Genomic DNA, 25,086 nt, shown 5'->3' on the forward strand with positions numbered 1-25,086 from the left:
GGCGGCCGGCCCCATGCTGCGGCTGGTGCAGCTCGGCACATAGACGACGGCCGGCGCGTCGGCGGGCGCCTTGGCCTGGGGCAGCGGCGTGAAGTTGGCCGAGGGGGGGCAGGGGGGGCGGCCGATGGTGGGCGGGGAGTCCGGCGTGGCCGGTCTGGCGGGCCTGCTCTGCGCCGCGGCGGACCCGGCGACCCGAGCCAGTCTGGGCCTCGCCCCCGACGCCCGCGTGCTGGTCTTCGGATCGGAAGGGGCGACCGACCCCGAGGTCTATGAGTCCCTGGTGGGCCGCAAGCCGGACGCGGTGCTGGGCGGCGCCTGACCCCTGCTCGGCCCTGCCGGGCCTGCCATGCGCGTTCCCCTGTTCTGGTCCCTTGCGCGAGCCCGGCGGGGCGTCCACCATGGCGCCCCATAAAAATCGGACCCCGCAGACTGGACATCAGGGAATGGACCGCAGAGACGTCAACCCGCTCGTCGCCGCCACGGAGGCTCCGCCCATCGCCGAGGCGTGGCGCTGGGTCGAAGGCCGCAGCTTTCCGGCGGACAAGCCGCTGATCGACCTCTGTCAGGCGGTGCCCGGCTATCCGCCCGCCGACGCGCTGACCGCCCATCTGGCCGAGCAGGTGCGGGCGCCGGACACGGCGCGCTACACCGCCATCGACGGCATCCCGCCGCTGACCGCCGCGCTGGCCCGGCGCACCGGCTCGCTCTACGGCGCGGAGGTCGCGGCGAACGAGGTGCTGATCACCGCCGGCTGCAACCAGGCCTTCGCCGTCGCGGTGATGGGGCTGGCGCGGGCCGGCGACAACGTCATCCTGCCGGCGCCCTGGTACTTCAATCACAAGATGACGCTGGACATGCTGGGCATCGAGGCCCGGCCGCTGGCGTTGCGCGAGGAGAACGGGCTTATCCCCGACCCGGCGGAGGCCGAGCGGCTGATCGACGCCGGCACCCGCGCGCTGGTGCTGATCTCCCCCAACAACCCGACCGGCGCCATCGCCCCGCCCGACGCCATCGCGGCGCTGTACGAGCTGTGCGAACGGCGCGGCGTCAAGCTGCTGCTCGACGAGACCTACCGCGACTTTCCGGATTGGCAGGGGCGGGCGCCGCACGGGCTGTTCCAGCGGCCCGGCTGGCGGCGCACGCTGGTCCAGCTCTACAGCTTCTCCAAGGTCTACAGCCTCGCCGGCTACCGGGTCGGCGCGGTGATCGCCGACGCCGGCCTGCTGTCCCAGGCGCGCAAGGTGATGGATTGCCTCGCCATCTGCGCCCCGCATGTCGGACAGAAGGCGGCGCTGTTCGGACTGGAGACTCTCGACGGCTGGGTGGCGGAGAAGCGGGGCGACATCCTGGCCCGCGTCCACGCCTTCCAATCGGCGATGGAGGCCAGCGGCACCGGGTACCGCATCGCCAGCATCGGCGCCTATTTCGCCTATGTCCGGCATCCCTTCGCCGGCAAACGCGCCCACGACGTGGCCGAGGGGCTGGCCCGCGATCACAACATCCTGTGCCTGCCCGGTTCCATGTTCGGTCCCGGCCAGGACGATTATCTGCGCTTCGCCTTCGCCAACGTCGACGCGGCGGTCATGCCGGAGATCGCCCGGCGCCTCAGGGAAAGCGAAGCGTAAACGACGTCAGCGGATCAGGTGGGTGACGATGTTGGCGCCCACCGCCGCCAGATGGTCGGCGTTGTCGCGGTAATCGAGGCTGCCGGAGAAACCGCCGGCGGCCCGCACCCGCTCGATCCAGGCGGGGGCGACGCCCAGAGCGACCAGACGCTTCACCATCTGGTCGGTGGAGCGCAGCGTCATGCGGCCGTTCTCGGCCAGACGCGGGGCGTGCACCATGAACTCCGCGGTCGGCGCGGCATAGCGCGGGTAACCGGCCAGATAGAGGCCGACGCACATGCTCTCGCAGGACTGCCCGCCGGCCACGCGGGTGGCGACGGCACGCCCGGCCTGCCGTTCCGCCAGCATCAGGTCGATCATACGGTAACCCGCGGTCGTGAAGCCGCCGGGACTGGACAGTTCGACCACCACCGGCTGGCCGGCCGGAACGCTGCGCAACGCATCGGAGAAGCGCTGCTCAACGGCCGGGGTGATGATGCCGTCGAGACGCAGCGTGGTGGAATCCATCTGATCGACGCGGACCAGCGTGGCGTCAGGGAAGTCGGAGGCGACGGGCGGCGGCGCCGGGTTCGGACGGTTCACCGACAGGCTGTCGGCGGTCGCGGCCCCAGACGAGCCGACGGCCAGCAGCAGCCCCAGAACCATCATGCGTGCAGTCGCGCGAACCGGCATCGAAACCTCCTTGCTCTGGGAAGGAGGGTGCCGGGAAATGCTTGCGTGATGGTTAACGCCAAGCCTGCCCAAAGGTGCAACGTCCTTCGCCGCAGGCTGTTTATGGAGGAAGGCGATCGTTTGGGCTGTGAATGGTGAAACAATTTTGCGCATTTTGCGCTACGGCCGTGCTGATTCTGTGGGCCTTCCAGGGCTTATCGGCGGAATTGGTTAACAATGTGGCGCCGCAGCAATTTTCGCGCGGCTGCGGAGCGCCGACGCCGGAGACGGCGCCCGACCATGTGACCCTGGACGGCGCGGCGCGCGGCATGATCGTGGCCGTGCCGGAGGGTTACCGCTCCGACCGTCCGCACAGCCTCGTCGTCGCCTTCCATGGGCGGACCAACAGCAACGCCGAGGTGCGGCGCTACTTCGGCCTGGAAGAGCAGGCGGAGGAGCCGGCGATCATCGTCTATCCCGCCAGCTTGAAGGACGCCCGCGGCTTGAACGTCTGGTCCGACCCCGGCGACCCGCCGGACCGGCTGCGCGATTTCCGGCTGTTCGACACCGTTCTGGAGAGTATGGCGGCGTCCTACTGCCTGGACCTGGGCCGGGTGTTCGTGGTCGGCCATTCGCTGGGCGGGTCCTTCGCAAACAGCCTCGCCTGCGCGCGGGGCGGGGTGATCCGCGGATTGGCCAGCGTCGGAGGCGGGGCCGCGCGGCCCAAGGACTGCGGCGGGCCGGTCGCCGCCATGGTCCTGCACAACCCGCGCGACGAGCAGGTGCCGCTGTCCGAAGCCCTGCGCCTGCGCCGCGCGCTGCTGGCCCAGGACGGATTGCCGACGGGCAGCGAGCTCGACGAGCCGCGCCGCTTCAATTGCCGCCGCTACGGCGCCGACGGAGAGACGAACCTGGTGCTGTGGTGCCCGCTGGCCGACGACCGGACGCGCAACGGGCGCTTTTACCCGCACCAATGGCCGCAAGGGGTGGGTCCGGCGATCATGGCGTTCTTCGCGCGTCTGGATTGATTCCCATCGTCCGCGGAAACGATTGTTGCCAGCGCCCATTGCCGATACCGTCTCATTCCGCCAAGATGCGGTGAAAACGACCATCAGGGACGGAACGCATTGATGTCAGACAGCGCCGCCGTGGCGGCCGCCCTGCGGACGGAGGGGGCGGACAAGGCCGCGCTCCGCCTGGACGGCGTGACCTGCACCTTTCCATCGCCCGACGGACGCGGGCAGACCTACACGGCGGTTCAGGGCGTGACCCTGTCGGTTGCCGCGGGGGAGTTCGTGTCCATCGTCGGGCCGACCGGCAGCGGCAAATCGACGATCCTGAACGTCGCGGCGGGGCTCCTCGCCCCCAGCGCCGGGCGCGCCCAGACCTTCGGGGAGCCGGTCGACGGCATCAATCCGCACGCCGGCTATATGTTCCAGGCGGACGCCCTGATGCCCTGGAAGTCGGCGCTTGAGAACGTTGCCGCCGGGCTGGAATTCCGCGGCGTGCCGCGGCGCGAGGCGGAGGAGCGCGCCCGCCCCTGGCTGGCCCGCGTCGGGCTGGACCGTTTCGGCGACCGCTACCCCCACCAGCTCTCCGGCGGGATGCGCAAGCGCGTGGCGCTCGCCCAGACGCTGATCGTCGATCCGAAGATCGTGCTGATGGACGAGCCCTTCTCGGCGCTCGACATCCAGACCCGGCAGTTGATGGAGAACGAGCTGCTCGACCTGTGGTCGGCGGACCGCAAGTCGGTGGTCTTCATCACCCACGACCTGGAGGAGGCCATCTCCATGTCCGACCGGGTGCTGGTGCTGTCCGCCGGTCCCGGCGCCCGGCTGATCGGCGAGTACCGGGTGGATCTGGAGCGCCCGCGCGACGTGGCGGAAATCCGCATGACGCCGCGCTTCCTCGACCTGCACCGGGAAATCTGGGGGCAGCTGCGCGAGGAAGTGCTGAAGGGCTACGCCCAAACCAAACTGAAATAACGTCCAAGCCGACGTGAGGACCCCATGGCCGTGGCCCGTGTGAAACGCCTGCCGAGCCGCCCGGTGATCTTGCTTCTGCAGGTCGCCGTGCTGATCGGTTTCTTCCTGATCTGGCACGTCCTGACCGCGACGAAGATCCTGAGCCCCTTCTTCTTCGGCACGCCGCTGGCGGTGCTGGAGCGCACCTGGAGCGACTTCGCGTCCGGGGTGATCTGGTACCATCTCGGCATCACGCTGCTGGAAACCGCGCTGGCCTTCGTCATCGGCACGGTGGCGGGAATCGCCTTCGGTTTCTGGTTCGCCCGCGCGCCCTTGGTCTCCATCGTCTTCGACCCCTACATCAAGGCGGTCAACGCGCTGCCCCGCGTGGTGCTGGCGCCGATCTTCGCGCTGTGGCTGGGCCTCGGCATCTGGTCCAAGGTGGCGCTGGGGGTGACGCTGGTCTTCTTCATCGTGTTCTTCAACGTCTACCAGGGCGTGAAGGAGGTCAGCCCGGTCGTGCTGGCCAACGCGCGGATGCTGGGGGCGAGCAACCGGCACCTGTTCCGGCACGTCTATCTGCCGTCCGCCCTGTCCTGGGTCTTCTCCAGCCTGCACACCGCGGTCGGCTTCGCCATGGTCGGCGCGGTGGTTGGCGAGTATCTCGGCTCCGCCGCCGGCCTCGGCTACCGCATCCATCAGGCGGAAGGGGTGTTCGACACGGTCGGCGTCTTCTCCGGCATGCTGGTGCTGACGATCTTCGTCGTGGTGATCGACACCGTGGTGACCGTCATCGAGAAACGCCTTCTGCACTGGCGCCCGCAGGAGGCGCAGACGACCAACGCGCAGGGATGACCGCGCCGTAGAAAAACATTTGGGAGGGAAGCCATGCGTATGAAAAGCGTGATCGCCGCCGCGGCGGTGGTCCTGGCCTTCGGGATCGGCGGGGCGAACGCCCAGCAGGTCGAGAAGAAGGACCTGAAGCTGGCGGTCGGCGGCAAGCCGCTGCTCTATTACCTGCCGCTGACGGTGGCCGAGCGGCTCGGCTACTTCAAGGAGGCCGGGTTGAACGTCGAGATCAACGATTTCGGCGGCGGCGCCAAGAGCCTCCAGGCGCTGGTCGGCGGTTCGGCGGACATCGTGACGGGTGCCTTCGACCACACGGTGCAGATGCAGGCCAAGGGCCAGCCGATCACCGCCGTCGCCCTGCTGGGCCGCTATCCGGGCATCGTCCTGGCCGCGGTCAACAAGGCCGGCACGATCACGTCGATCAAGGAGTTGAAGGGCAAGAAGATCGGTGTGACCGCCCCCGGCTCCTCGACCAACTTCATGGTCAACTATCTGCTGACCCAGCACGGCATGACGCCGGAGGACGTGTCCTTCATCGGCGTCGGCGGCGGCCCCAGCGCGGTGGCCGCGGTGAAGCGCGGCGAGATCGACGCCATCGCCAACCTCGACCCGGTGATCAGCCAGCTGGAGGCCGACGGCGACGTCACCACCATCGCCGACACCCGGACGGAGAAGGGCACGCTCGACACCTACGGCGGGCCGTACCCGGCGGCGGTGCTCTACACCACGCCGGCCTTCATCAAGGAAAACCCGAAGACCACCCAGGCGCTGGTCGACGTTTTCGTGCGGACGCTGAAGTGGCTGGACCAGGCCAAGACCGAGGACGTCCTGAAGGTCCTGCCGCCGGAATATTTCCTCGGCAACCAGACGCTCTACGCCCAGGCCTTCGAGCATTCGAAGCCGACCTACTCGCCCGACGGCCGCTTCTCCCAGGAGGGGGCGGAGGCCGCCTACAAGGTGCTGAAGGCCTTCGACAAGGCGGTGGCGGCGACGGACATCGACCTGTCCAAGACCTACACGAACGCCTACGTCGAGGAGTCGCTGAAGCGCATCAAGTGATTGGCGAACAGCCGATCCGCTCGACAATCCGGGGGTGCGACATTCCGTCACCGGCACCCCCGGTTTCCGCGCCGGTAGACTGGACCTAATTCGTCCTGTTTCGATGCGGAGCACCAACCCCATGACGGAAGTGATCTTTTACGGTCTGTCCGGCTGCACGGCGAACGCCAAGCAGAAGCTTCAGCTCCAGGCCGCCGGCCACACGCTGGTGGAGCGCGATCTGGCCGCCGAGCCCCTCACCGCCGAAACCCTGCGCCCCTTCTTCGAGGACCGTCCCGTCGAGGACTGGTTCAACCGCCGCGCCGCCGCCGTGAAGACCGGCGCCGTGAAGCCCGGCGAACTGGACGAGGAGTCGGCGCTGGCCGCCCTGCTGGCCGACCGCGACCTGATCCGCCGCCCGCTGCTCCAGGTCGGGGCGGACCGCAAGGCCGGCTTCGACCCCAACACGCTGCACGCCTGGATCGGCCTGACCGCGTCCGGCGAAAGCTGCGACGACAAGCATTCGCGCGGCGTCTGCGACCACGGCCATCACCATTTCCCGAAGCAGGGCTGAGCGCGGAATCAACTGGCGGGGAGACCGGGGGTGATGGTTGAATGCCGGGTTATGGACCGGCCCGACCAAGAGCTTGCGGAACTCCTCGACACCCTGGGCGCGCGGCTGTCCGCCGCGCCGCCCGGCGCGCTGGATCACCTGCGGGAGCCGTTGCGGGCGCTGCGGAGCCAGCTCGACGCGGTCTTGGAGGCCCCGACGAGCCCACATCTGGGCGATGGTGAGGGCAAGGGCGAGGGCGAGGCGCATTTCCGCGCGCTGCTGTCCGACGCCATCGGCTGCGTGTCCGAAGGGTTCGTGCTGTTCGGCGCCGACGGGCGGCTGGTGCTGTGCAACGACCGCTACCGCGCCGCCTACCCGCTGCTGTCCGACCATCTGATTCCCGGCGTCCGTTTCGCCGACCTGCTGCGGGTCGCGGTGGAGCGGGGGGCGGCCGGCGACGATCTGGGCGATCCGTCCGACTGGATCGCCGAGCGGCTGAACCGCCACACCCGCAGCGGGCCGCCGACCGACCACCGGCTCGGCGACGGGCGCTGGTACCGCATCAGCGAGCACGCCACGCGCTTCGGCGGCGTGGTCAAGATCCTCACCGACATCACCGAACTGAAGCGCCACGAGGAGGCGCTGGCCGACAGCGAGGCGCGTTACCGCCGGCTGGTCGAGATGGCGCCCTACGGCATCCTGATCTGGGACGGGCTGCGGCTGCGCTTCACCAACCGCTCCGCCGCGCTCATCCTGGGAAACAGCGATCCCGACGCCATGCTGCGCATCCCGCTGGTCGAGGCGACGGAGTTCGACGGGGTGCAGCGCCTGTTCGACTGGCTGCCCCCGCCCGGCAGCGGACTGGAAGCCCCGCCGCCGGTCGAGGCCCGCTTCGTCACCGCGCAGGGCGCCCTGCGCGAGCTTGAGGTCGGCATCCACCCCTTCGCGGTCGAGGGAGAGGCGGCGTGGTTCCTCGTCCTCACCGACATCACCGGGCGCAAGCAAGCGGAGCGGGCGATCCAGCAGGCGCAGAAGATGCAGGCCATCGGCCAGCTGGCCGGCGGCATCGCCCACGAGTTCAACAACATGCTGACGGCCATCGGCGGCTTCGCCCAGATGGCCCGCCGCGCTCCGCAGGACCGCCCGCGGGTCGAGCAGTGCCTGACCGAGATCGTCAAGGCGACCGACCGTGCCTCCGGCCTGACCGCCCAGCTTCTCAGCTTCGGGCGGCCCGGCCAGACCGACGCGGCGCGTCCCGTGCGCGTCGGCGCGGTGATCGACGATCTGCGCCGCTTCCTCGGCCCCACGCTGGGCGAGCGCCACCCGCTGCGGACCGAGGGCGCCGGGGGAGGGGCGGTGGTGACCATCGACCCTGCCCTGCTGCACCAGTCGCTGCTCAACCTCGTGCTCAACGCCCGCGACGCCATGCCGGAGGGCGGGCCGATCACCATCGCGGTGGAGCGGACGGACGATCCGGGAGTCACCATCACCGTTGGCGACACCGGTTGCGGCATCGACCCGGCGGTGATCGACCGCATCTTCGAACCCTTCTTCACCACCAAGGAGCCGGGGGCCGGGACCGGGCTGGGGCTGGCGCTGGTCTATTCCACGGTCGCGCGGGCGGGTGGCGACGTCGAGGTGGACACGGATCTGGGGCGCGGCACCGTCTTCACGCTCCGCTTCCCGGTGGAGGACGTCGCGGAGCCGCAGGACGCGGACGCTCCCGATCTGGGCGCCTTCGGTCTTGACGACGCGTTCCCCCTCGACGCGGAGGGCGACGAGATGGAGGGGCTGTCGATGGCCGCCACCGTCCTTCTGGTGGAGGACGAGGCGCAGGTGCGCGACTTCATCCGCCTGACGCTGGAGGACATGGGGATGCGGGTGGTCTGCGCCGCCGACGGCACCGAGGCCCTGCGCGCCTACGCCGACCATGGCGGGGCCTTCGATCTGCTGGTGACCGACCTCGTGATGCCGCAGGTCGGTGGGGCGTCGGTGGCGCGCGCCCTGCGCCGGGAGAATCCGGACCTGCCGGCCGTCCTGATGTCCGGTTACCCGCCGGAGACGGAAAGCCTGGACGACCTGCTGGCAGAAGGATGCCGCACCGTCTTCCTGCGCAAGCCGATCAACCCGGACGAACTGGCCGACACGATCCACGCGCTGCTGATCTGATGGCGGGGCATCGATGAGCGCCGTTCCGCCGTCCTCCACCCTTTCGACCGATGGCATTCCCATCGGCGTCTACGACGTCGACGCGCTCCTCGGCGAGCTGAGCGGCGACGCGCCGGTGGAGTCGCCGGAGTCCGCCGTCTGCGTCCGGGTCGAGGAGATCTTCACCCCCGCCGCGCGTTTCCTGATCGCGGAGGAACTGGCGGAGTTCCTGGAGGCGCGCGGCATCACCCCGACCGAGTTCCTGCACAAGGTGGAGCCGCAACGCTCCTTCCTCGACTGGCCGCGCCGCGCGCAGGTGCTGGAGCGGGTGGCCCAGCGGCAGGCCCGCCCCGGACGCCGCTCTCCCGCCATGCGGCTGGCGGAGCTGAAGCGGCTGGAGCAGGAGGTTTTGGCCGTCACCGCCCGGCGCGCCCACAGCGGCACCTCCCTGTCCATCGACGCCAAGCAGTTCGCCGCCACGGTGGCCCAGACCATGGCACGGACGCCGGGCTTCGCCGGGCGTCACGCCATCGATTGCTGGCTGTCCGCCTGGCTGGGGGAGGGGCGCAACCACGAGCTTCGGCTGGTGCGCATCCTCTCGCTCGACGGGGACGGGCTGTCCGGCGAGGGAATCGCCATCCTCGACCAGGTCGTCGGCGAGATGCTGGCCAACGGGCTGGTGGTCGAGGCGCTGTTCGGCTGGGCGGACGGGCTGCGCGGCGTGCTCGACGCCGTGGCGATGGTCTGGCGGGGCGAGGCGCCGTCGCACCCCGACGCCCCGGCGGTCCTGCACCGCCTGTCCGCCTTCGTCGCCCGCCATCAGGCGCGCGCCGCCCGGTTGGGGCTGGAGGCCGGTGTGCACCACGCCCTGTTGGGGGACGCGCCGCTGTCCGGCACCAAGGCGGAGCCGAACAGCGTGGCGGCGGTGCTGGACGAGCTATCGGCGATCAGCCTTCTCGCCTCGCGCCTGACCGTGAAGGGCGGGGTGATCGGCGGGGAGCGCACGACACGGCTGATCGACCGGCGGGTGGCGCTGCTGCTGTCCGGCGCGCGGCTGGAGGCGGTGCTGCACGCCAAGAGCCACTACGCCCGCATCGTCGATCTGCTGGCCTTCGAGGGGGCGGTGTCGGGGGAGCGCAGCCGGCGCATGATCGTCGCCCACTTGCGCCGCCATCTGGAGGCCCGTGACTTCACCCAGCGCCTGTTCGAGACGGCCCGCACGCCGCGCGCCCGCATCAAGGCGCTGGCCGACCTGCAACGGCGCGTGGCGCGCTCCACCTTGCCGGAGGCGCTGCGCGAGCGCTACGTCCGCATGCTGGACGAGATCCAGAACACCTTCCTGCGCACCAACAAGGTCTTCGCCCGCATCGCCAAGGACCGCCCGCCCCACGTCGACGAGGTCATGGAGTTCGCCAGCCTGCTCGCCGAGGGCGCCTTCACCGAGGGGAAATGCGTGGCGGCGGCGCGCGAGCTGGTCGGACACCATGTCCGCTCCACCGCCTTCCTGCGCGGCTACCTCGCCCGCTGCAAGGACGCGACGGAGCAGCGGGCCGAGCGCTTCGCCCAGTTCTTCGCCACGCTGGCCGGCGCCGGCCTGCCGATGCTCGCCATGAACACGCTGCGCGTCCTGCTGGCCGACGACGAGCCGGCCGCGCGCGGCTATGTCGAGATGATCCTGCGCGATCTCGGCATCACCGACCTGACCATCGCCCAGGACGGGCGCGAGGCGCTGACCCAATTCGAGGAGCGGCAGGGCGCCTTCGACCTCATCGTCTGCGACTGGAAGATGCCCCGTCTGTCGGGGCTGGATTTCCTGAAGCTGGTCCGCGCGGTGCGTCCCGACATGCCCTTCCTGATGGTCACCGCGCTCGCCACCATCATCGCGGTGGAGGAGGCCATGGCCCACGACGTCACCGCCTACATCGCCAAACCCTTTTCTCCCGAACAGCTCGAGGAGAAGATTCTGGTTCTGGTCAACCGGCGCTGAGCGGTGAAAATCGTATGCTCACGGTAGAATCCAATCGTACGAAGGCGAACAGCGAAACCGGCTGTTAACGGCTCACCTCCTATTACGGGTCTATGCAAGGCACGCCTTGCGCGTCGGTACACCCATGACGATGGAGCGGAGCTCCGTGGATCTTTCCGGCCGGGGCGGGCTGCCCCCCACCGACACCGACCTCGACGTCCGTGCCGTCCGGCCGGCCGGGGAAGCGGCGCCGCGCCGCGGGCTGGGCGGGCTGACCGACCTGCTGTTCCTCATGCTCGGCGCGGCCGGCCTGCTGGCCGTGATGATGCCGGAAGAGGGCCGCGACCGGCTGATGCTGCCGCTCGGCGTGATGACGCTGGCGATGGCGGCGCTGGCCGTGCTGTCGGTGCGCCGCGCCCGCGCCGCGGCGGCGGCGCAGGATCGCTCCGCCCGCCTGCTGCGCGCCGCGAACGAGGAGCTGGCCGCCAGCCGCCAGCGCTTCCGCGACTTCGCCGAGGCCGCGTCCGACTGGTTCTGGGAAAGCGCCGCCGACCACCGTTACACCTACGTGTCGGAACGGCTGCCGGCGCTTCTCGGCGGCGACCCGGAGCCGGTGTTCGGCGATTCGCTGCTCGACCTCGGCGCGCTGGTCGAGGACGCCGACACCTGGCTGGACCATCTGGCCGACATCGAGACCGGGAAGGCCTTCCGCGACCTGGAGGTCACGCTGCGCGACGGGGCGGGCGACACCCGCGTCTTTCGCATCAGCGCCCAGCCCTTCACCGACGCGGACGGTCGGTTCGCCGGCTACCGCGGCACCGGGATCGAGACGACCACGGAGACGCTGGCCCTGGTCGAGGCGCGCTTTATGCAGTCGGTGGTGCACGACGCGCTGTCCAGCATCTCCGAGGGCTTCGTGCTGTTCAGCCCGGACGACCGGCTGATCTTCTGCAACGAGCGCTACCGCAGCGCCTATCCGAACCTGGCCGACGTGCTGGTGCCCGGCACCGCCTTCAAGGACATCCTGCGCGCCGCCGCCGAGCGCGGCGGGTACGAGGGCGACGACCGCGAGATGGCCAACTGGATCGCCGAGCGGATGAAGCGCCATCTGCTGCACACCGATCCGGTGGACGGGCGGCTGTCCGACGGGCGCTGGTACCGCATCAGCGAGCACGCCACCGGCTCCGGCGGCATCGTGAAGATCCTGATGGACATCACCGAGCTGAAGCGGCGCGAGGAACAGCTCGCCGGCCAGACAGAGCGGCTGGAGGCCACCGTCAGCGCGCTCAGCGAGAGCGAGAAGCGCTACCGCCAGCTGGTCGAGCTGGCGCCCTACGGCATCGTCCTCTGGGACCGTCGGGCCATCCGCTTCGGCAACGCCGCCGCGGCGTCCATCCTGGGCGTGGGCGGCAGCGGCGGGCTGGAGGGGGTGGACCTCAACCGCTTCATTGTCGAGGCGGAGACGGTGACGGCGCGGCTGGGGCTGGGCGCGGAGGGCGAGCACCAGAGGGTGGAGTGCGCGGTCGCCCGCCCGTCGGGGGAGCACCGCCATGTCGAGATCGGCGCCTTTCCCGCGGTCTACCAGCGGGAGGCGGCGGTTCTCCTGGTGCTGAACGACGTGACCGAACGCCGCCGCGCCGAGGCGGAGCTTCAGAAGTCGCAGAAGATGGAGGCCGTGGGCCGCATGGCCGGCGGCATCGCCCACGAGTTCAACAATATGCTGACCGCCATCGGCGGATTCGCCCGGCTGGCCGAGCGGGCGCCGGACGATCCGGCGCGCGTCACCACCTGCGTGCGGGAGATCGCCAAGGCGTCCGACCGGGCCGCCGCGCTGACCGCCCAGCTTCTCGACTTCTCGCGCCGTCGTCCGTCGGACGAGACGGAGGTGGTGGCGCTGGCCCCGCTGGTGCGTGACCTGAAGATCTTCCTGAAGCCGCTGATGAGCGCCGGAATCGACCTGGACATCCGCATCGGCGACGGCGACGCCCACGCCGTCGCCAACCCGGTGATGCTGAACCAGGCCATCCTGAACCTCGCCCTCAACGCGCGCGACGCCATGCCCGACGGCGGGCGCCTGACCATCGCGCTGGACAGTGCCTTGCCGGATGGCGCCTTCTTTGAGCGCCACGGCGCGCTGGCGCACGGGCGTTACGCCGTGATCCGCGTCATCGACGAGGGCTGCGGCGTGCCGGAGGCGGTGCGCGACCGCATCTGGGAACCCTTCTTCACCACCAAGGAGCCGGGCAAGGGCACCGGCCTCGGTCTGTGGATGGTCTACGGCACCGCCCGGCAGGCTGGCGGGGCGGTCGAGATGGAGGCCGGAGCGGATGGGCGCGGCAGCGTCTTCTCCATCCATCTGCCCGCCGTCCCCGCTCCCGTTCCGGCCGGTTCGCTGGCGGACGGGCTGGGGCTGGGCGAGGACGAGGGTGCCGCCATCCTGCTGGTGGACGACGAAGAGTCCGTGCGCACCTATGTCCGGCTGGCGCTGGAGGAGGCCGGCTGCACGGTGACCGAGGCGGTGGACGGGCTGGACGCGCTGGAGCGCTGGGACGAATGCGGCGGGCTGTTCGATGCCGTGGTGTCTGACATGTCGATGCCCCGCATGAACGGTCTGGAGTTGAGCCGCGCCCTGGCGGAGCGCAATCCGGACCTGCGCATCCTCTTCCTGACCGGCTACGCGTCCCATGAAACGGCGGCGGACATGACGGCACAGCCGGGCCGCCGGATCGTCATGAAGCCAGTGGCCCCGGACCGCCTGATCGAGGCGGTGCGCGGGCTTCTGGCCGAATGAGACGGGGTTAGGGCATGGCATCGGACCAAAGCATCGCGGACGGTCGGGACAGCGGCCGCGACACGGACACGGATGGCGGAAGCGACGCCGCCGTCTGCCGGAGTCCGGACGACTTCTATACCCCGCAGGGCCGCGACAGCATCGGCCGGCATTGCCAGCGCTATTTCGACGAGAACGCGCTGACCCCGACCGAACTTCTGCACTCCCCCCGCCACCAGCAGAGCCTGTCCAACATTCCGACCTTCGTCGCCATCCTGCAGCAGGCGGAACGGGCGATGGATCGCAAGGGCGCGCTGACCGCCCTGGTCAACGAGGTCGCCCGGCTGACCCGCGAGCGGTTGAAGGACGCCCAGCCGCCGGACCTGACGCCGGCCAGCTACGCCGCGACGGCGGAGCGGCTGATCGCCGCCCGCGACGCCTTCACCGGGCGCTTCATGGTCGATGCGGCGCTGACCACGCACCTGTACCAGGGCCGCAGCTTCGCCGAAAAGGCGCGGCTCCTTCTGGAACTGGCGGACGGACTGGAGGACGCCGACGCGCTGGCCCCGCTCGACCGCCTGCTCGGCGAGATCCTGCGCAGCGACACCGGCACCGCCTCCTGTTCCCTGGACGCGCCCTTCGTGGACCGGGTGGACATGATCGTGTCGCTGATCGCCGGGGACAAGCCGCTGTCCGACGAGGCGCCACCGGTCTTCCGGGGGCTTGAGACGCTGGTGCGCCGCACGGCCATGCCGGTGCTGAGCGACAGCCTGATCGTCGCGCTGCGCCGCGAATTGTCGAAGCCCGACCGCTTCACCATCACCAGCGCCGGCGACCTGTTCGGGGTGGAGGCGGTGCAGCGGGAGATCATGGCGCTGAGCCAGGTGTCGCAGCGGCTGCGCACGGGGGAGGGCTATTTCGGCGGCGCCCGGACGGAGACGGCGCTCCAGCGGCGCAGCGCGCTGCTCGTCAACGAGGACACGCTGCCCGAGATCACCAAGGGACGGACGCTGATGCAGAAGCTCCGCATCCTGTTCGTCCTGCAGAGGATGCCGCTGTCGCCCAGCGCCGAGCGGGCGGTGAACGGCTATCTGACCCAGTTCTTCGACGGACGGGATTTCGCCGGGCGCCTGCTCGACTGCTGGAAGGAGAAGACCGAGAAGCTGAAGGGGCTGGCGGAGGTCCAGAAGCTCGTGCTCGACAGCGCCTTCGCGGAGGACGCCCGCGAGCACATGGCCGGGCAGATCGACGAGATCCAGAACGCCTTCATCCGCACCCAGCGCCTGCTGAGCCCCCTTCAGGGCAAGGACGAGCCGAACCCCGACACGGTCCTGGAGATGGTGCGGCTGGCCGGCGACGGCGCCTTCTGCCGCGGCAAGAGCCGGGCGGCGGTCGCCAAGGCGCTGTACCGGCAGGTGCACCGGCCGCGCTTCGTGCGCTCCTTCCTGCTGGGCGCCACGGGCGGCAAGGAGCGCTCGGCCCGCGCCTCCTGGATGCGCGGGGCGCTGGGGGTGGTCGGCGTGCCCTTCATCGACCTCGGCGCCATCCGCGTTCTGGTCGTCGACGACGAGGAGGGGCCGCGGCACTTCGTCGAATCGGTGCTGCGCGACCTCGGCATCGGCCACATCGACACGGCGTCGGACGGGCAGGAGGCGCTGCTCCGGCTGGCCGGGGATGGGGCGTACGACCTGATCGTCTGCGACTGGATGATGCCGAAGGCCAGCGGCCTGGACGTGCTGCGCCGCGTGCGCGAGGTGCGGCGCGAACTGCCTTTCCTGATGGTGACGGCGCTCGCCACGCTGAAGGCGGTGGAGCGGGCGCTGGCCCACAATGTCAGCGCCTACATCGCCAAGCCTTTCACCCCGGAGCAGCTGGAGGAAAAAGTCTTTCTCGTCCTGACGCAAAAGTCGGCTCCCGGCGCGTGATCGGAGCAACCAAAGCTGGCCGCCATATTCTTTTATGTCTCCTGCCGGCTATCAATTTTCTGGAGGAGACGTCAAAACAATCTCAGCGGTTGTTTTGAAATTGTTCAATCTTCTTTGCGATGAATTAAATAAAACTATTAATAAATGAGTCACTATTGCTTCGATAGCATTCCGGCAAAGAAACGGCCCGCGCGCCACCGCCCGTTGGTGCGGATTTGTCGGAAGGGTTGTCATGTTCGATAATTTGTCCATCCGCTCGAAGCTCTGGGGATTGGTGGCGCTGGCGAGCATCGCGACGGCGGCTGTCGTCGGCGCCGGCCTCTGGCTGAATTACCAGCGCATGCACGCGGACCGCGTCCAGTCCCTGCGCTTCATGGTGGAGGCCGCCCACAGCATGGCCGCCGCCTACGAGGCGGAGGCCGCCGCCGGCCAGATCACGCGGGAGGAGGCGCAGGCGCGCTTCAAGCGGTCGCTTCTCGGCATGCGCTACGGCGGGCAGGAGTATCTGTTCGCGATCACCCTGGACGGCTTCGGCTTCGCCCATCCCAGCTCGAAGCTGATGGGGCAGGACGTGTCCGGCGTGAAGGACACCAAGGGCGCGCCGATCCTGATGGACATGGCGCGCATCGCCAAGGCCTCGGGGGAGGGCACCTACGGCTATTTCTGGAACGTCGCCCCGAACAGCGACGAGACGGCGGCGAAGCTGTCCTACATCAAGATCTTCCAGCCCTGGGGCATCTACATCGGAACCGGCGTCTTCATCGACGACATCCGCGGCGCTTTCCTGAGCACGCTGTGGACCGTTCTGGCGGTGGCCGGTCTTCTGGCGGTGCCGGCGGTCTGCCTGATCGCGCTGGTCGGCTTGCGGCTCAGCGCCACGATCCGCAGCCTCAGCACCCGCATGCACGCACTGGCGGACGGCGACCTCTCGATCGCTTTTCCCGAGGCGAGCCGCCGCGACGAGATCGGCGCCATGGCCAGCGCCGCCCGCGTGTTCCTGAGCAACGCCGAGGAGAAAAAGCGCCTGGAAGCCGATCAGGCCGCCGCGCTGCGCCGCTCGGAGGAGGACAAGCGCCGCACCCTCGCCGGCCTCGCCGAACGGTTCGAGCGGAGCGTCGGCGAGGTGATGAAGGCGGTGTCGCACGAAACCGAGGCGATGGAGCACGAGGCCCAGGAGATGACCCGCGCCGCCGGGCAGACCGACCGGCTGGCCGGCACGGTGGCGGCGGCCACGGAGCAGACCTCGGCCAACGTGCAGACGGTCGCCGTGGCGACGGAGCAGTTGTCGGGCTCGGTGGGCGAGATCAGCCGCCGGGTCGCCGATGCCTCGCGGATCGCGCGGGACGCCGCCACCGCGTCGGAGCGCGCCACCGGCAAGGTGACCGGGCTGGCCGAGGCGGTCGGACGGATCGGCACCGTGGTCAGCCTGATCAACGACATCGCCGCGCAGACCAATCTGCTGGCGCTCAACGCCACCATCGAGGCGGCCCGCGCGGGCGAGGCCGGCAAGGGCTTCGCGGTGGTCGCGGGCGAGGTGAAGAGCCTCGCCAGCCAGACCGCCCGGGCCACCGAGGAGATCGCCGCCCAGGTCGCCGGCGTCCAGTCCGCGACCGGCGAGGCGGTGGCGGAGATCGGCGGGGTGGCGCGGGTGATCGAGCAGGTGAACGGCATCGCCACGATCATCGCGTCGGCGGTGGAGGAGCAGGGGGCGGCGACCCAGGCGATCAGCCGCAACGTGCAGCAGGCCGCCGAGGTCACCCGCGACGTGGCGCGCGACATCTCCGGCGTGACCGCCGCCGCCGGGCAGTGCGGGAAAATGGCCTACGCCGTGCTGGAGGCGTCCCGGCAACTGGCCCAGCAGTCGGAAACCCTGAACGGCGAGATCGGCGGCTTCCTCAGCACCCTGCGCACGCAGTGAACGGTGGGGCGCCGGGCCGTCAGTCGGCGGCGGCGCGCGCGCCCGAATCCGAAACCGTCGCCGTCGGCACCGACTTCTCCCGCGCCGGCTTCTCCCGCGCCGGCTTCTCCAGAACGGTCGCCTCCACCCAGTCCGCGACGTGTCGGGCGACCGCTTCCCAGCCGGGTTCGAGCATCATGCTGTGCCCCATCGCCGGGAAGAACACCGGCTCCGTCCGGAAGGCGCGGGCGGTGGCCTCGACCTGGTCCCTGGGGATCAGCCGGTCCTCCTCCGCTCCCAGAACCGCCACGCGGGCGCCGCGGGCCGGCAGCAGCGGGAAGGGAATCCAGCCGCCGATGTCCAGAAGCACGCGCTGCGACTCCTCCTGCATCAGCGGCTCGTAGCGCTTGGCCAGCTCCAGCGGCACCCGGTCGGAGAACATGGCGCGGCGCACCGCCTCCGCCTCGATGCCGTTGGAGAAGGTCATCAGCATGCCCATCTGCTGGAACACGTAGGGATCGCTCCAGGCCAGCCGCATCGAGGATTCCAGCAGGCCGTGCGGCGGGGCGGAGGCCATCAGGACCGCCCCGGGGAAGCGGCGGCGGGTCAAGGCCCGCTGGACCACCATGCCGCCCATGGAATGGCCGATCAGCACCGGCGGCGCCGAGCAGGAGGCCACGGCGGCCAGCACATCCTCCACGTAATCGGCGATGCCGAAGCTGTTCAGCCGCCCCCGCCCCTCGCTGGCGCCGTGGCCGCGCAGGGACACGGCGTGGGCTTCCCACCCCTGCTCGGCGAACCAGGGCAGGAAATGCTCGTCCCAGATCCAGGCGCCGCAGAAGGCGCCATGGACGAACAGCAGGGGCACCGGCTTGGCCGGTCCGGCGGGGCGGTGGCTGAGAATTTCGAGCTGGGGCATGGGCGGTCCGATCCGGGTGCCGCGATGCGGCAGGGAAACCAGAGGTAGCCCGCATCGCTCCCGCTGTCGACCCGCGCTCAGCCGTTGGCAGCCTTGAGCAGATGAGTGGTGAACCAGGAGCGCGCGGAATCGGCCACCTGATCCAGTTTTCCGGTTTCCTCGAACAGACGGCCGGCGCCCGGCACGATCTCCAGCGCCTTGATGCAGTGAAGCCGGGCAAGGGCGTCGTTGTTGAGGTCCAGCGCCGGGGCGTCCTTGCCGCCGACCACCAGCAGGGTGGGTGCGGCGACGGCGTTCAGCCACTCCTCCGCGAGATCGGGGCGCCCGCCGCGGCAGACCACGGCGCCGATTCCATCATGCTCCGCGGCGCGCCCTGCCGCGATCAATGCCGATGCCGCGCCGGACCCGGCGCCGAAGAAGCCGATGGGCTTGCGCTCCACCGCGGTGGTGGCGCGCAGGTGGCGGACGGCCAGCAGCAGCCGTTCGGACTGGCGGTGGACGTCGAACTGGTTGGCCGGGTCGGCCTTTTCCCCCTCCGTCTGCAGATCCACCAGCAGCGTCGCAAATCCCGCGTCCCGCAAACGCGCGGCGACGCGGACATTGCGCGGACTCGTCCGTCCGCTGGAAGTGCCGTGGGCGAAGATCACCGCAGCTGCGAAGCCGGCGGGTGCGGAGAATTGCCCCGCGAGGCCGAGCGGTGGAATGTACAGCGTCGTCTCCATGCGCCTTTCCCCCTTCCGTTGGGCCTTGCCTCGATGAGGTAACCGGCCGGTGGCTTAACAAGCCGGATGGTCCGTCCGTGCCCGACGGCCTACAGTGATGGTCCCGGATCAATTCCAGAGATCGGTATCGATCCCCGGCGAAGGGAGCCCCACCTTTGTCAGACAAGCCCTCCGTCCCCGTCATTCCCCCAGAGCCTCCGGTGCTCGACCCCGCCGCCGTCGGGGCGAAGCTCGGAGCCACCGGTTATCCTGAGCCGTTCCGCGCCGCGGTCGCCGGACGCCTGCGCAAACGGCTGGGCAACCCGCTGGGGATCACCAACTTCGGCGTCAACCTGACCCGGCTGGAGCCGGGCGCCGCCTCCGCCCTGCGGCACTGGCACACCCGCCAGGACGAGTTCGTGTATGTGCTGGAGGGCGAACTGACCCTGGTCACCGACGCCGGCGAGACGATCCTGCGCCCCGGCATGTGCGCCGGCTTCCCGGCCGGAAAGCCGGACGGGCACCAGCTCGTCAACCGTTCCGACGAGCCGGCGACCTACCTGGAGGTCGGCGACCGCACGGCCGGGGACGAGGCGCATTACCCGGACGAGGATCTGCGCTACGACAGCGCGACGGATCTCTTCACGCACCGCGACGGCACTCGCTGGTGAGGGGGCCGGTGACGCAGTTTGCTCAGGGCGCCGCCCGCGCGCCCAGCAACACCGGCTCCGCCAGCGGATAGGCGGGGCGCCGCAACTGGGCGATGTGCCGGGCGGCCTGGGCGCATTGGCTGCGCAACTCGGGCACCGCGGTCATCTCCCAGAACGGCGGGCGGCTGATCGGGCCGAGCGCGAACAGTCGGTCCGACTCCCGTCCGTCCTCGCCGATCAGGGCGCCGTCCACGGTGACGTCCAGCCCCAGCCGCAACGGGTCGGGCCGCGCCAGACCGCGCGTCAGCAGCGCCTTGACCAGCGGATGGCTGATCCGGCTGAAGTCGCATTCGGTGCCGGTGGCGTTGACGATGGCCCCCACCGTCCGGGTCCATACGGTTCCCTCCGTCCCGCGGGTGCGGACGGTTGCCTCAACCCCGTTCGGGACGAGAGTCAGCGTCTGGAGGTGCCCGGCGCGGATGGTCAGCCGCCCGTTCGCGCGAAGGGCGGCGATGCGGGCCGCCACCTCGGGTGCGATACGGTGGCGGTGGACCTCCCAGTAGGGGCGGACGTGGCGCAGGAAGCGCCGGCGCTCCTCCGTCGGCAGGTGGCTCCAGATCAGGTGATGGTAGGGCCGCAGCGCGTCGAAGGCCGACCGCCAGTCGATGCCCGTCTCCCGCGCGCGGCGGACATCGGCCTTCAGGGCGATCAGGACGTCCAGCACGGTGCGCGGCATCACCTGCGGGTGGATGAAGCTCTTGAACGGCCGCGTCTCCTCGTGCATCTGCGGCAGCAGGCCACGGCGCGACAGGGCGAGGATGGGGCCGCGGTGCCCCTGGTCCTCCAGCGACAGGACGGTGTCCACCATGGTCAGCCCGGTGCCGAGGATCAGCACGGGCGCGTCGGGGGCGATCGTGGCCAGCGCCGGCCAGTCCCAGGGCGAGGCAACGTAGCGGCTGGAGGCGTAGACCTCCGGCGCCGGCACCGGCGGCGGCGAGGGAGCGAAGTGGCCGACGCACAGGACCGCCGTGTCCACCGACAGGCTGGTCCCGTTGCCCAGCCGCAGCCGGGTGCCCCGTGCGTCCGACGCGATGTCCACCGCCTCCGCCTGCGACACGGTGAGCGAGACGTGGGGCGGGGCGGCGGCCAAGGCCTCCCGCAGGACGTCCTGGATGTAGGCGCCATAGCGGGCGCGGGAGACGAAAGCGTGGCCGCTGGGCGGCACCGCGCCGGCCTCGCCGTCTTGTGTCCCGTCGTCCTGGGCCCACAGCCAGCGCAGGAAATGCCGCGGGTCGTCCGGGTAGGCGCTCATGTTGTAGGCGCGCACGTTCAGCAGATGGGCGGCGTTGGGCGTGGAGTAGGCGAGCCCGGCGCCGACGCTGGGCGTGCGTTCGATCAGGTGCAGGCTGGTCGGCTCATCGGCGTGGCGCATCAGATGCGCGGCGAGGACGCTGCCGGTGAAGCCGGCTCCGACGATGGCGATGCGGCGTTTCGAAGGGCGTGCTGACAACGTCGTCGCTCCTCTGCTCTGGCCGTGCGAAGGGGGCGGTGATCCGGTGCCGTGGCGCCGGAAGGCCCGGCCGGCCACTGTTCGGTGCAGGATTGTGCAGGTCAACCGCAATTCCGGTGTATCAAGTTCCCCTGGACACCGTCGGCGGGATTTTGGTTAACAAGAAATTAACTATAAGCAGGGAGTGTTTCGCACCTTCGAACCATGTACGGCAGGACCGATGCGCGACCACCCCTTCCGACCCGCCCATGCCTTTCCGCCCGATACCGACCAGGCTCCATCCGCTGCGCGTGAACCCGACGTGCAGTTGGCCGCCATGGTGCCGCAGAGCGTTAAGCGCGCTGTCCGGCGCCGCGCGGAGGAGGAGGGGACAACCGTCCGCAGCGTCCTTCTGCGCGCTTTGAAGCACGCCGGGATTGCCGAGGTGGAGGAGTCGGAGATTGCCGACCGCCGCATCGCCGCCGGGGCCGAACGCTCCGGTGTGTGGAAGGCAACCCGCAGCCCCACCGGGACCCGTTGACGGGAGCATCCCGTATCCCGCACGGTTTCACGGCATCACTTTCCGAAAGCCGTCCTGCATGAGCCTTCTTCACCGCCTGTTGCTGCTCGTCCTCGTGGCGATGATTCCGGCGGCCGTCATCGAGGTGAAGAACGAATTGGCCCTGCGTGCCGCGCGGGAGGCGGAAATGGGGCGGGACGCCCTGCACCTCGCCGCGCTGTTCGAGGCGGAGCAGCACCGCATGATCGACGGGCTGCGGCAGGTGCTGAGCACGTTGGTGAAGGCCGGCCCGGCGCGCGCGCCCGGGTCCCCGGCCTGTCAGGCGATGATGGACGACCTGCGCGCGTCGTATCCCGGTCATCTCGGCATCGTGGTCGCCGGGTTGGATGGTGTGGTGCGTTGCTCGACCGACCGCGCCTCTCTGGGGACCTCCATCGCCGACCGCGACTATTTCCGCGATGCGCTGGACAGCGATCGCATGACGCTGGGCGAGCATGTCTTCCGCCGCACGGACGGCCGCTCCGCCATGCCCGTGGCGCTGGCCTTCAAGGATGATGAGGGCCGGGCGGCGGGCGTTGTGGCGGCGATGACCGACATCTCCTGGATCGTCGATTTCCTGTCCAGGCCGCCGCTGTCCGACAACGCGCGGATCACGCTGGTGGGGCGCCACGACCGGGTGGTGGCCCAGGTGCCGCCTGTGCCGGAGCAGGCGGACGGTGCGCTGCCCCCTTCCCTTGTCGCGCTGCTGTCCCGCGACGACCCCGGTGTGGCCGAGGTGACCGGACAGGATGGGCGGCCGCACATCGTCGCCTATCAGCCGGCCGGGCAGGACCCGGACGGCATCGGTGTCGTGGTCAGCCTGGACAGGGACGAGGTTCTAGGTCCGATCCGCGGCGCGATGGTTCAGGCGATGACGGGCATTGCCTTGGTCCTGCTGCTGACCCTGCTCACCGTCTGGTGGGGCGCCCGCCGGTTCCTGCGGCGGCCCGTGGCGGCACTGGTCGCGACGGCGGAGCGCTGGAAGGCCGGCGACCTGACGGCGCGCAGCGGCGTGGCCGACCAGTCGTCCGAACTCGGCACGCTGGCCCGCGCCTTCGACGGCATGGCCGAGGAACTGGCCCGCCAGCAGCGGGTCCGGGAGCAGGCCAGCGCGCGGGTCCACAAGATGGCCGCCGTTCTGGGCAGCATCACCGACGGCGTGTTCGAGGTGGACCGCCGCTGGCGCATCACCTTCATGAACGAGCGCGCCCGGACGCTGATCGCCGGAGGGCGTGACCTGATCGGCCAGGAACTGTGGGACGTTTTCCCGGAGGTCGCTGCCAGCGCCTTCGGGGAGAATTACCGCCGCGCCATGCGGGATCAGACGCCCGTCGAGTTCGAGGACTATTGCACGGCCTTCGAATCCTGGTTCGCCGTGCGCGCTTTCCCGTCTCCGGACGGGCTGGCCGTCTTCTTCCAGGACACCACCGCCCGCAAGTGGGGGGAAGCGGCGCTGCATTCCGCCAACCGGGAAAAGAGCGCGCTGCTCGCCCAGTTGAACAGCCTGCTGCAGAACGCGCCGGTCGGCTTCGCCTTTTTCGACCGCGAGCGCCGTTACATCCGCATCAACGAGCAGTTGGCCGACAGCAACGGCATCCTGGCGGAGGCCCATATGGGCCGCAAGTTGGCGGACCTTTTTCCCGTCGTCGCGGCCAGCGTCGAGCCGCTGATCGACCGGGTCTTCGACACCGGCGAGCCGATTCCCTACCGCGAGGTGATGGGCGAGACGCCCAAGGAGCCGGGCGTGACGCGCCATTGGCTGATCGCCCTATTCCCCGTGCATGAGGGGACGGAGGTCGCGGCGGTCGGCGCCGTCGTGATGGAGGTCACCGACCTGCGCCGGGCCGAGACGGCGCGCCGCCAGAGCGACGAACGGTTCCGGTCGGTCTTCGAACTGGCCGCGGTGGGCATCGAGCGGGTGGGGTTGGATGGCCGCATTCTCGACGTCAACGCCAAGATCTGCGACATCGTCGGCTTCCCGCGGGAGGAATTGCTGCGGCGGACCTACCGCGACATCACCGATCCAGCGGATCTTCCGGCGGAGGAACAGTTGATCGAGCGGCTGCTTTCCGGCGAGCTGGCCAGCTATGCCCTGGAGAAGCGGTATCGCCGCAAGGACGGCGGGGCGGTGTGGGTGCGGGTGACCTCCTCGCTCGCCCGGATCACCGGCACGGAGCCGGCCTACCGAATCACCGTCGCCGAGGACATCACCGAGCGCAAGGCGATGGAGGCCGAATTGCGCTCCGCCCGCGACGAGGCGGAGCGCGCCAACCTCGCCAAGTCGAAGTTCCTGGCCGCTGCCAGCCACGATCTGCGCCAGCCGCTCCAGTCGCTGTTCTTTTTCACCGCCGCCCTGTCGGCCCATGTCGCGTCCCCCGCGGGCACCAAGATCCTGACCCATCTGGAGCAGGGGCTGGACGCGTTGAAAGGGCTGCTGGACAGCCTGCTCGACGTGTCGCGCCTCGACGCCGGGGTGGTGACGCCGGTGTTCGAAGATTTCGACGTGGCGGAGGTGATGGACCCGATCCGCGCCGCCTACGCGCCGGTCGCCGCCGGCAAGGGCATCGGCTGGCAGGTGGAGGTCGCCGCCGGGCGGGTGCGCAGCGACCGCACGCTGCTGGGCCGGCTGCTGCGCAATCTGGTCGAGAACGCCATCCGCTACACCGACAGCGGGCTGGTGCGGGTGCAGTGCCGTCCGGACGGGCGCTTCCTGTCCATCGTCGTCCAGGACACCGGCATGGGCATTCCCGACGACCATCTGGAGCGGATCTTCGAGGAGTTCCATCAGGTCGGCAACCCGGAGCGCGACCGCAACCAGGGGCTCGGCCTCGGTCTCGCCATCGTGCGGCGCCTGTCGCGGCTGCTCGACCACCCGGTGGAGGTGCGTTCCGCGGTGGGCAAGGGTTCGGCCTTCCGGGTGCTCGTGCCGATGGGCGAAGCGGTGGTGGCCGCCGCCGCGGGCGCGGGGAGTGAGGCGCCGGGGATGGGGCAGGGCCGCCTTGCCGTGCTGGTGGACGACGACGCCATCGTGCTGATGGGTCTTCAGCTGATCCTGACGGAGTGGGGTTATGCGGTGCTGGCGGCGGGCAGCGCCGATCAGGCCATGGAGCGTCTGTCGGCACAGACCCGCGTTCCCGACATCGTGATCGCCGATTACCGGCTGCGCGAGGGGCGGATCGGGACCGAGGTCATCCTGCGTGTGCGCGAGCGCTACGGCGCCGGGGTTCCGGGGGTGATCCTGACCGGGGAGACGGGGCCGGATTGCCTGCTGGACGCCACCGCCCACGGGCTGACCGTGATCCACAAACCGGTCACCCCCCGTGAACTGGCGGCGGCGGTGGACCAGCAATTGAAGGCCGTGCCGGCGTGAAGCGCGCGCCGG

At 70.0% G+C, this 25,086-nt stretch carries 19 protein-coding genes; 15 read left to right on the forward strand and 4 right to left on the reverse strand.

The window, feature by feature from the left end:
- The first annotated feature begins 70 nt into the window (after positions 1–70).
- Together GBZ26_RS01655 and GBZ26_RS01660 are read left to right on the forward strand one after the other, a co-directional pair.
- Positions 71–319, forward strand: a complete 249-nt coding sequence (locus tag GBZ26_RS01655) for a hypothetical protein (protein WP_247884747.1) — start codon at positions 71–73, stop codon at positions 317–319.
- Between the two features lie 124 nt (positions 320–443).
- Complete coding sequence (locus GBZ26_RS01660; protein ID WP_174437311.1) at positions 444–1,625, forward strand: aminotransferase; 1,182 nt, start codon at positions 444–446, stop codon at positions 1,623–1,625.
- A 6-nt stretch (positions 1,626–1,631) separates the two neighbouring features.
- Here the strand turns inward: GBZ26_RS01660 and GBZ26_RS01665 are convergent, their stop codons facing one another.
- Entirely contained in the window at positions 1,632–2,297 is a 666-nt protein-coding gene (locus GBZ26_RS01665; protein WP_174437312.1) for an ATP-dependent Clp protease proteolytic subunit, read from the reverse strand.
- 167 nt (positions 2,298–2,464) lie between these two features.
- Here GBZ26_RS01665 and GBZ26_RS01670 point away from each other — a divergent pair, with 167 nt between their 5' ends.
- From GBZ26_RS01670 to GBZ26_RS01715, 10 genes are all read left to right on the forward strand, one after another.
- Entirely contained in the window at positions 2,465–3,304 is an 840-nt protein-coding gene (locus GBZ26_RS01670) for a CE1 family esterase (RefSeq protein ID WP_174437313.1), read from the forward strand.
- 102 nt (positions 3,305–3,406) lie between these two features.
- Positions 3,407–4,261, forward strand: a complete 855-nt coding sequence (locus GBZ26_RS01675) for an ABC transporter ATP-binding protein (protein WP_051140198.1) — start codon at positions 3,407–3,409, stop codon at positions 4,259–4,261.
- A gap of 24 nt (positions 4,262–4,285) precedes the next feature.
- Entirely contained in the window at positions 4,286–5,095 is an 810-nt protein-coding gene (locus GBZ26_RS01680; RefSeq protein WP_174437314.1) for an ABC transporter permease, read from the forward strand.
- Between the two features lie 33 nt (positions 5,096–5,128).
- A complete protein-coding gene (locus GBZ26_RS01685; protein WP_174437315.1) occupies positions 5,129–6,148 on the forward strand; it encodes an ABC transporter substrate-binding protein in 1,020 nt (339 codons plus the stop codon).
- Positions 6,149–6,269: 121 nt separating this feature from the next.
- Complete coding sequence (locus GBZ26_RS01690; protein ID WP_174437316.1) at positions 6,270–6,701, forward strand: ArsC/Spx/MgsR family protein; 432 nt, start codon at positions 6,270–6,272, stop codon at positions 6,699–6,701.
- A gap of 33 nt (positions 6,702–6,734) precedes the next feature.
- The gene (locus tag GBZ26_RS01695; protein WP_174437317.1) at positions 6,735–8,849 is read left to right on the forward strand and encodes a hybrid sensor histidine kinase/response regulator; all 2,115 of its coding nucleotides are present in this window, start codon (positions 6,735–6,737) and stop codon (positions 8,847–8,849) included.
- 13 nt (positions 8,850–8,862) lie between these two features.
- Complete coding sequence (locus GBZ26_RS01700) at positions 8,863–10,815, forward strand: response regulator (RefSeq protein WP_174437318.1); 1,953 nt, start codon at positions 8,863–8,865, stop codon at positions 10,813–10,815.
- Between the two features lie 145 nt (positions 10,816–10,960).
- Positions 10,961–13,585: a hybrid sensor histidine kinase/response regulator gene (locus tag GBZ26_RS01705; RefSeq protein ID WP_343207192.1), complete on the forward strand. Its 2,625-nt coding sequence runs from the start codon at positions 10,961–10,963 to the stop codon at positions 13,583–13,585.
- 14 nt (positions 13,586–13,599) lie between these two features.
- Entirely contained in the window at positions 13,600–15,489 is a 1,890-nt protein-coding gene (locus GBZ26_RS01710; RefSeq protein ID WP_174437319.1) for a response regulator, read from the forward strand.
- Positions 15,490–15,721: 232 nt separating this feature from the next.
- Positions 15,722–17,407 carry a methyl-accepting chemotaxis protein gene (locus GBZ26_RS01715; RefSeq protein ID WP_174437320.1) on the forward strand — a complete coding sequence of 562 codons (1,686 nt, stop codon included), beginning with the start codon at positions 15,722–15,724 and terminating at the stop codon, positions 17,405–17,407.
- A 19-nt stretch (positions 17,408–17,426) separates the two neighbouring features.
- Here GBZ26_RS01715 and GBZ26_RS01720 read toward each other — a convergent pair whose 3' ends face one another.
- Positions 17,427–18,305 carry an alpha/beta hydrolase gene (locus tag GBZ26_RS01720; protein ID WP_174437321.1) on the reverse strand — a complete coding sequence of 293 codons (879 nt, stop codon included), beginning with the start codon at positions 18,303–18,305 and terminating at the stop codon, positions 17,427–17,429.
- Between the two features lie 77 nt (positions 18,306–18,382).
- Complete coding sequence (locus GBZ26_RS01725; protein ID WP_174437322.1) at positions 18,383–19,027, reverse strand: dienelactone hydrolase family protein; 645 nt, start codon at positions 19,025–19,027, stop codon at positions 18,383–18,385.
- Positions 19,028–19,227: 200 nt separating this feature from the next.
- On the opposite strand from GBZ26_RS01725, the gene GBZ26_RS01730 reads away from it, so the two are divergent.
- Positions 19,228–19,677 carry a cupin domain-containing protein gene (locus tag GBZ26_RS01730; RefSeq protein ID WP_343207193.1) on the forward strand — a complete coding sequence of 150 codons (450 nt, stop codon included), beginning with the start codon at positions 19,228–19,230 and terminating at the stop codon, positions 19,675–19,677.
- A 22-nt stretch (positions 19,678–19,699) separates the two neighbouring features.
- On the opposite strand, the gene GBZ26_RS01735 is transcribed toward GBZ26_RS01730, so the two are convergent.
- Complete coding sequence (locus GBZ26_RS01735) at positions 19,700–21,166, reverse strand: FAD/NAD(P)-binding protein (RefSeq protein WP_174437323.1); 1,467 nt, start codon at positions 21,164–21,166, stop codon at positions 19,700–19,702.
- Positions 21,167–21,386: 220 nt separating this feature from the next.
- Here GBZ26_RS01735 and GBZ26_RS01740 point away from each other — a divergent pair, with 220 nt between their 5' ends.
- Together GBZ26_RS01740 and GBZ26_RS01745 are read left to right on the forward strand one after the other, a co-directional pair.
- Entirely contained in the window at positions 21,387–21,686 is a 300-nt protein-coding gene (locus tag GBZ26_RS01740) for a hypothetical protein (protein WP_174437324.1), read from the forward strand.
- A gap of 58 nt (positions 21,687–21,744) precedes the next feature.
- Complete coding sequence (locus GBZ26_RS01745) at positions 21,745–25,074, forward strand: PAS domain-containing protein (protein WP_174437325.1); 3,330 nt, start codon at positions 21,745–21,747, stop codon at positions 25,072–25,074.
- The last annotated feature ends 12 nt before the right edge of the window (positions 25,075–25,086 follow it).

It is taken from the genome of Azospirillum formosense (assembly GCF_013340925.1).
Taxonomy (GTDB): Bacteria; Pseudomonadota; Alphaproteobacteria; order Azospirillales; family Azospirillaceae; genus Azospirillum; species Azospirillum formosense.

Excerpts from the sequence above, each read along its gene's own strand:
- GBZ26_RS01660 (WP_174437311.1), top strand. The coding sequence starts at position 444 with ATGGACCGCAGAGACGTCAACCCGCTCGTCGCCGCCACGGAGGCTCCG.
- GBZ26_RS01665 (WP_174437312.1), bottom strand. The coding sequence starts at position 2,297 with ATGCCGGTTCGCGCGACTGCACGCATGATGGTTCTGGGGCTGCTGCTG.
- GBZ26_RS01675 (WP_051140198.1), top strand. The coding sequence starts at position 3,407 with ATGTCAGACAGCGCCGCCGTGGCGGCCGCCCTGCGGACGGAGGGGGCG.
- GBZ26_RS01680 (WP_174437314.1), top strand. The coding sequence starts at position 4,286 with ATGGCCGTGGCCCGTGTGAAACGCCTGCCGAGCCGCCCGGTGATCTTG.
- GBZ26_RS01685 (WP_174437315.1), top strand. The coding sequence starts at position 5,129 with ATGCGTATGAAAAGCGTGATCGCCGCCGCGGCGGTGGTCCTGGCCTTC.
- GBZ26_RS01690 (WP_174437316.1), top strand. The coding sequence starts at position 6,270 with ATGACGGAAGTGATCTTTTACGGTCTGTCCGGCTGCACGGCGAACGCC.
- GBZ26_RS01695 (WP_174437317.1), top strand. The coding sequence starts at position 6,735 with ATGGTTGAATGCCGGGTTATGGACCGGCCCGACCAAGAGCTTGCGGAA.
- GBZ26_RS01700 (WP_174437318.1), top strand. The coding sequence starts at position 8,863 with ATGAGCGCCGTTCCGCCGTCCTCCACCCTTTCGACCGATGGCATTCCC.
- GBZ26_RS01710 (WP_174437319.1), top strand. The coding sequence starts at position 13,600 with ATGGCATCGGACCAAAGCATCGCGGACGGTCGGGACAGCGGCCGCGAC.
- GBZ26_RS01715 (WP_174437320.1), top strand. The coding sequence starts at position 15,722 with ATGTTCGATAATTTGTCCATCCGCTCGAAGCTCTGGGGATTGGTGGCG.
- GBZ26_RS01720 (WP_174437321.1), bottom strand. The coding sequence starts at position 18,305 with ATGCCCCAGCTCGAAATTCTCAGCCACCGCCCCGCCGGACCGGCCAAG.
- GBZ26_RS01725 (WP_174437322.1), bottom strand. The coding sequence starts at position 19,027 with ATGGAGACGACGCTGTACATTCCACCGCTCGGCCTCGCGGGGCAATTC.
- GBZ26_RS01740 (WP_174437324.1), top strand. The coding sequence starts at position 21,387 with ATGCGCGACCACCCCTTCCGACCCGCCCATGCCTTTCCGCCCGATACC.
- GBZ26_RS01745 (WP_174437325.1), top strand. The coding sequence starts at position 21,745 with ATGAGCCTTCTTCACCGCCTGTTGCTGCTCGTCCTCGTGGCGATGATT.